The 6,715-nt window shown below is 45.4% G+C and carries 6 protein-coding genes; 1 reads left to right on the forward strand and 5 read right to left on the reverse strand.

Annotation, left to right across the window (positions count from 1 at the left end):
* The 5 genes from C6P11_RS10330 to glgB form a co-directional block, all read right to left on the reverse strand.
* On the reverse strand, window positions 1-539 hold a 539-nt coding region (locus C6P11_RS10330; RefSeq protein WP_210114206.1), incomplete at its 3' end, for a transposase.
* A gap of 170 nt (window positions 540-709) precedes the next feature.
* Window positions 710-2,140, reverse strand: coding sequence for a glycogen synthase GlgA (glgA, locus tag C6P11_RS10335; RefSeq protein ID WP_135520882.1), 1,431 nt, complete (start codon window positions 2,138-2,140; stop codon window positions 710-712).
* Entirely contained in the window at window positions 2,140-3,264 is a 1,125-nt protein-coding gene (gene glgD, locus C6P11_RS10340; protein ID WP_135520884.1) for a glucose-1-phosphate adenylyltransferase subunit GlgD, read from the reverse strand. Before glgD ends, glgA begins: the two co-directional genes overlap by 1 nt.
* Window positions 3,257-4,402: a glucose-1-phosphate adenylyltransferase gene (locus C6P11_RS10345; RefSeq protein ID WP_135520886.1), complete on the reverse strand. Its 1,146-nt coding sequence runs from the start codon at window positions 4,400-4,402 to the stop codon at window positions 3,257-3,259. Before C6P11_RS10345 ends, glgD begins: the two co-directional genes overlap by 8 nt.
* On the reverse strand, window positions 4,392-6,287 hold the full coding sequence (glgB, locus tag C6P11_RS10350; protein ID WP_135520888.1) for a 1,4-alpha-glucan branching protein GlgB: 1,896 nt from the start codon (window positions 6,285-6,287) through the stop codon (window positions 4,392-4,394). Before glgB ends, C6P11_RS10345 begins: the two co-directional genes overlap by 11 nt.
* Window positions 6,288-6,572: 285 nt before the next feature.
* Here glgB and C6P11_RS10355 point away from each other — a divergent pair.
* Window positions 6,573-6,715 (forward strand): helix-turn-helix domain-containing protein (locus C6P11_RS10355; protein ID WP_135518151.1); only part of this gene is annotated, 143 nt, incomplete at its 3' end.

Raw genomic sequence — 6,715 nt, forward strand, 5'->3', positions numbered from 1 at the left:
ACGGTTCCAGTTAAAGCATCGGTCATGATAAGCGGATGGTAACCGACGTTCAAGTAGTGATAATTAAAACCAATTTTTTCTTGATGACCAAAGGTCTCAAAGTAGGTTGAATCCAAATCTAGCACCAGTTCAGTATTGGCTGATCTTTCATCAATTAAAGAGACAATACGACGATTTAATTCTTGTAGCTCATCAATGTCTTCGTTCGTGAGATGTGATAGAAATCTGGAAATAGTTGGTTGAGATGCCATGTTTTGCGCATAAACAAGTCGATGTTCGATATCTTGGGTCAAGTAATCTGCAACGTCGTCGTTGCGATAACCTTCGATAACTTGAATGAGCATTTGCAATAACAATTCTACCTTAGCATAGCGTGGATTTTTGCGATTATCGTTGAATTCAACGTTATTAAAGAGCCTGGAAATTACAGGCGAATTCAGAAAAATACTAAGCAGCACGTTGCCACCATCCGAGGTAATTGGTGCCCCATTGTCTGAAACTGCAACTAAATGGTTGCTAGGTAATACTTTTTGAGTCATAATTTTAGACGCTCCAATTTTTGAGTATTTGGTTTGTTTTCCACTAACAAAATATCATAAAAAAGAGCTCCTATGGTTTTCACCCAACGGGTGAAAGCGCAAAACCCGCTGAAACGGTATTAACTTGCTGTTTCAGCGGTTTTTTGTTTGTCTTGATGAATAATCCGGGTTTATAGTTGTTCATAGAGTTCGCGATAGGCGTTGGCTGATTGTGTCCAAGACACATCAACTGCCATCGCTTGTTCCTGCAAACTACGCCATGCTTCTGGCTTGTTCAAGAACGTTTGTTGCGCGTAATCCATCATCCAACCAAGGGTGCTAGCATCAAATTGCTTGAACCCGAATCCGGTTCCCTCTCCTGAAACCTCGTTATACGGCACCACTGTGTCACACAAGCCACCAACCTCGTGTACCAATGGCAACGTGCCATACAATTGCGCCATCATTTGTGAAATACCACATGGCTCAAATGCACTTGGCATTAGGAACATATCCGCTGCCGCATACATGCGTTGGGCCAAATGAACATCAAAATCAATGATGACACGTAATTGATCTGGGTAGTGCGCTGCTAAGTTCGTCAACTGGCCTTCCAGTTCAGGAATCCCTGTTCCCAAAATAACAACTTGTGCGTCGTGCGTTGCCAAGAAATAAGGCAATGCTTCAGCTAGCAAATGCACACCCTTTTGTGGTGTCAAACGTGACACCATCACCATCAAAGGACCAGCTGCGTGTGGCAAGCCAAATTCGTCTTGCAACGCGTGCTTATCCTTTTCCTTACCACTCAAATCAGTTGCATCATAGTTAAATGGCAAATCTGGATCAGTGGCTGGGTTGTAACGTTCTGTATCAACCCCATTTACGATTCCTGATAGCTTACCTTCGTACATGCGCAAAACTGGATCAAGATGCTCACCAAATTCAGGTGTCTTAATCTCTTCGGCGTACGTTGGACTAACTGTGTTGATACGGTCGGCAAACACCATCGCCGTCTTCAACCAGTTGCTACCATCCCCAAAGCGAGCTTCTCCACTCGCGTACAAATTCCAATCCAAATCGAAGAACGTTTGCAACGTTTCTGGCGCATAGGCACCTTGGAATTGCATGTTGTGAATCGTCAACAATGTCTTAATTTGTTGTAGCGGTTGTTGCCAGGCATAACGCGTCTTCAACAAAGCTGGAATCATTGCTGTGTGCCAGTCATTGGCGTGCAAAACATCTGGAATAAAATCGATTTCTTGCATCATTTCAATGACAGCCAGTTGGAAGAAGGCAAAACGTTCACCGTCATTCCAGTGTTCGTAAAGCTTCTTGCCTGAGAAATATGATTGGTTATCGATGAAGTAGTAGATGACACCATTCAAGCGCATCGTCTTCACGCCAGCATATTCCTCATGATTGTTAATCCACACTGTAAACCAGTGCAAATCCATCAATTGGTCGCGGTACTTTTCTGGAAAAATTTCATGGTAGTACGGTGCCACCACACGTACATCTTCACCTTGCGCATTTAGCGCGTTAGGCAAAGCACCGGCCACATCCCCAAGGCCTCCTGTTTTGTAAAACGGCACTACTTCACTTGCAGCAAACAGCACTTTCATTAGACAGTCACCTGCTTCTTGGCTGCACGCACAACCGCTTCCTTGCCAACGATAATTGGCATTTCTGGCGTACCGTGCAACACAACACCAGGCTCAATCACGGCATCCTTGTCCATGATGACATATGACAAATCAGCCCCGGCACCAATCTTGCAACCTTGCAAAACAACTGAATGACGCACCTTCGCATCTTCTGCCACTTCAACCGTTCGGAAGACAACTGAATCTGAAACAGATCCGGCAAATGTACCGCCCGTTCCAAACAATGAACGGTGCACTTCAGCTGATGGCATAAAGTGCGCTGGCGCTTCATTCTTTGACTTCGTGTGCACTGGACGTTCCATCAACAAGCTGCGGTAGTTGTCAAAATCCAACAACGCCTTGTTTGCTTCGAAGTAACTCTTCACATCGTGTACTGGCAAGTGAACACCTTCGTGCACAACCACGTTAGCGCCAAAGTCGCTCATCAATTGACGCGTCAAACCTTGGACGTTCTTACCCGTCGCATGTTCAATTTCACGATCAGCAGCCACTTGCAAAATGTTTGAATCAACAACACTGGCTTGCAAATAAACCAATACTTGCTCTTCAGATGAACGACGTACGTTTTCGGCCGGCTCAAAGTTCCGAGCCAATCCTTCGTCAGTCAACGTCAGCACTTGCATACCAGGTACCAAATCAGCCACGTCCATCCAACGCGCAACAACTGTAACAGGTTGTGCTTGTTCTTCGTGGTTCGCCACAATCGCCTTCAAATCCAAGTTCGCCACTTCTGATGTACCCAAGATAGCTGTGTATGGTGTCTTAGCGTGATTAATAAAGCGACGGATGTCCTTTAATAAACCACGTTCTGACTGAAATGTCATAAATAAACCACCGCCCAAGCGATCCATTTGCCATTCACGCCCCGTACGAACGTGGTCCAAAATTGATTGGCAACGGTCTGGCATGGCCATCATGGTCTTCGTAACACCCGCATTACTTGCAGCTGATAGTGGGAAATCAACCAATCGGAACTTACCACCGAATGGCACGCTTCCCAATGGACGATCAACCGTCAATTGCCCCAAAGTATGGCAGTGTGCTTCATTCAAATCAAGAATGACACTTAATTGATTACGCATTCGACAATACCCCCTCATTTACTTGCGTCTCTGCATAATATTCATCGCAACCAACAACTGCGATATCATCAGGCGTTCCAACAATCACAGCACCTTCACCAACGATTGCATATGACACAGCTGCGCCTGCGCCAATCTTTGCTCCTGGCATAATCACACTGTGATCAACCACTGCATGGTCTTCTACTGTCACACCAGTTGAAATCAAACTGTGTGAGACACGACCCGCAACGTACACAGCATCCACCATCAAACTATCGTGAATTTGAGCTTCTTGTGCCACGTACATTGGGTTTTGGTTCGTGCTGTGTGAGTAGATACGCCAAGCACGGTCTGACAAGTTCAACTCATTGTCGCGTTCCAACAATTCCATGTTCGCTTGCCACAATGATTGAATCGTACCAACGTCGCGCCAGTAGTTGCGGAAGGCAAAGGCGTAAACCTTTTCGTCATTTGCCAAGTAAGCTGGAATCACATTCTTACCGAAGTCGACCATATCTTCGCCTTGCTCGTACCCTGCTACCAAGTACTCACGTAGCTTCTTCCAGTTGAAGACGTAGATTCCCATTGAAGCCAAGTTAGACTTTGGGTTAGCTGGCTTCTCTTCAAACTCGACAATCTTGTTATCGTTATCCGTGTTCATGATTCCGAAACGTGATGCTTCGTCCATTGGCACCGGCATAACTGAAACCGTCAAATCAGCTCCCGTCTCCTTGTGCGCGTCAATCATGTCTGTGTAATCCATCTTGTAGATGTGGTCACCTGACAAAATCATCACGTATTCAGGATCTTGGCGGTCGATGTAACCAATGTTTTGGTAAATGGCGTGGGCCGTTCCCTCAAAGAACTTGTTACCTTCACCGTCTGAGCATGGTTGCAAAATTGATATGCCACCATCCATCACATTTAGGCCCCAGTCTGAGCCGTTCCCAATGTGTTGGTTCAATTCGTATGGTTCATATTGTGTGATGACCCCAACTGACGTCACGTTTGAGTTCGCCAAGTTACTCAACGTAAAGTCAATAATGCGGTAGCGTCCGCCGAATGGCACTGCTGGCTTAGCCAAGTTCTTCGTCAACTTGCCTAGTCGTGTTCCTTGTCCCCCTGCGAGGATCAAATCCGTTACTTTATCCTTCATTTTTCTTTCCCCGTGTTTGCTTCTTTTGCTTAATAATCAATGCCCCAGTTGCAGGCAAAATAACTGAAATTTCATAATGGTCACCGGCCAAGAAGGCTTCGTGCTCCGTTGGAATGTGCTTCCAAGTACCACCAAAGTCACTGTTTTCCGTGTTTAGGAGCACCTCGTACTTACCGGCCTTAGGCACGATAACGCGGTAATCATTCTTTTGTACCGGCAATGTATTCATCGCCATGATGAGTGTGTCGCTGGCCTTCTTACCACGACGCATAAACGCCATGGTGCCACGATACCCTTCGTCAGTTTGTGAGAAATCAACCCCTTCTGGTACAAAATCTTGTTCCCACAAAGCGTGTTGGTCACGATACAACTTGTTAAGTTCGGCAGTGAAGTGTTGCATACTACAGTTTAGACCGTCTTCTAGATCGCGCCACTCCAGCGGTTCTTCGTCACGCCATTCCAAGAATTGACCCCATTCACTACCCATGAAGCGCAACTTCTTACCTGGATGTGTCATCATCCAAACCATCATGGTGCGTAGGTTTGCGAATTGGTTATAACGGTCACCGAACATCTTGTGCATCAAGCTCTTCTTACCGTGAACAACTTCATCGTGTGATAGTGGCAACGTAAATTGCTCATCAAACGTGTACATGAAGCTAAACGTTAAGTTGTTAAATGCACCTGGTCGGTAAAGGGAATCTAGTTCAAAGAAATCAAGCGTGTCATGCATCCAACCCATGTTCCACTTGAAGTCGAATCCCAGACCCTCAGGTGATGTCACCCCAGGGTAGGCGGTCGCTTCTTCGGCGAACATCAACGCCGCTGGCACGCGATCATGAATAATCGCATTCAACTTTTGCAAGAATGCAATTCCTGCATAGTCGTAAGCTGTGCCATCTTCGTTACGCCAGTCTTCCTTGCCCGCATCTTGGTTGATGTAGATGATGTTTGACACACCATCCACACGTAGACCGTCAAAGTGCACATTTTCTAGCCAGAACAATGCGGCTGAAATCAAGAAGCTTTGCACTTGTGACTTCCCCAAGTCAAAGTTCCAAGTTCCCCAACGCACATTTTCAGCAATCGTACGGTTACCAGACTCAAATGTCGGCGTACCGTCAAAGCGATATAGCGCGTCGTAGTTCTTGATAAAATGACCTGGCACAAAGTCCAAAATCACACCGATATTGGCATTGTGGGCTTCATCAACGAAATATTGTAAATCTTGCAAACGACCCATTCGTGATGTTGCTGCGAAGAAACCATACGTTTGGTACCCCCACGACATATCCAACAAATGTTCCGTAATCGGCAACATCTCAATGTGGGTGTATCCCATTTCCTTAACGTACGGAATCAATTGATCCGCCAGTTCACGATATGACATGTATGACCCGTCCATGTGACGGCGCCATGATGTCATGTGCATTTCGTAGATATTAACCGGTTGGTTCAACTTGTCGCGTCGACCTTGACGACCACGATATAAGCCATCGTGCCACTTGTATGAATCCGTGTTTACAATCGCTGCAACACCGGGTTTCTTTTCGTATTCGTGAGCGAATGGATCTGTGCGTAGTAACACTTCACCATCACGCGTCTTAATGGCGTATTTGTAATAGTCACCTTCGTCCAATACGTCAGTCGTAACTTCCCAAACACCCGTCTCCTCTAACGGGGTCATGGCAAAGTCGTCGTAAATCGCCCAATCACAGTGTGCCGACACTAAGTGAATTTCTTCGGCGTGCGGTGCCCAAACGCGGAAAGTTAATTCCTGTCCGTTGCGCGTCACCCCAAAAAATTTATCTGCGCGATATGACTGACCAGTATTGAACAAGTATGCAGCTTGTAAGCTTTCGTTCAGTACATGTGGTTTCAGCATAATCATGGTCCTTCTTTCTTTTCTCTGGAAAATCGTCCGTTTCAGAGATTGTCTTTTAATCATATGCTAGAGATATGAAATCCATATCTGAGAAAATATGTTGTTTTTTCACACTTCCGCTCGGACAGTTGCCGAATTTGTTATTTTTTGAGCAAAGTTTTTGAAAAAAATTTGAACACTTGAATTTACAATTCAAGTGCAACACTAAGCTAAATAAAAACTGACTCATAATGAACCAGCGTAAAATGTAGTTTGTCTAGAACATACAGAACGCGAGGAAACATTATGAGTCATTATCATCAGCTTACCGCATTTGATCGCGGACGTATAGAAGTTTTACTCAGAGAAGGGTTGTCAATGCGTAGCATTGCAAAAGAAATTGGTAGAAGCGCTTCGACAATCTCTCGTGAGATTGCCCGCTGTGTTGG

Origin of the sequence: Weissella confusa (assembly GCF_004766315.1) — a bacterium.
Classification (GTDB): Bacteria; Bacillota; Bacilli; order Lactobacillales; family Lactobacillaceae; genus Weissella; species Weissella confusa_A.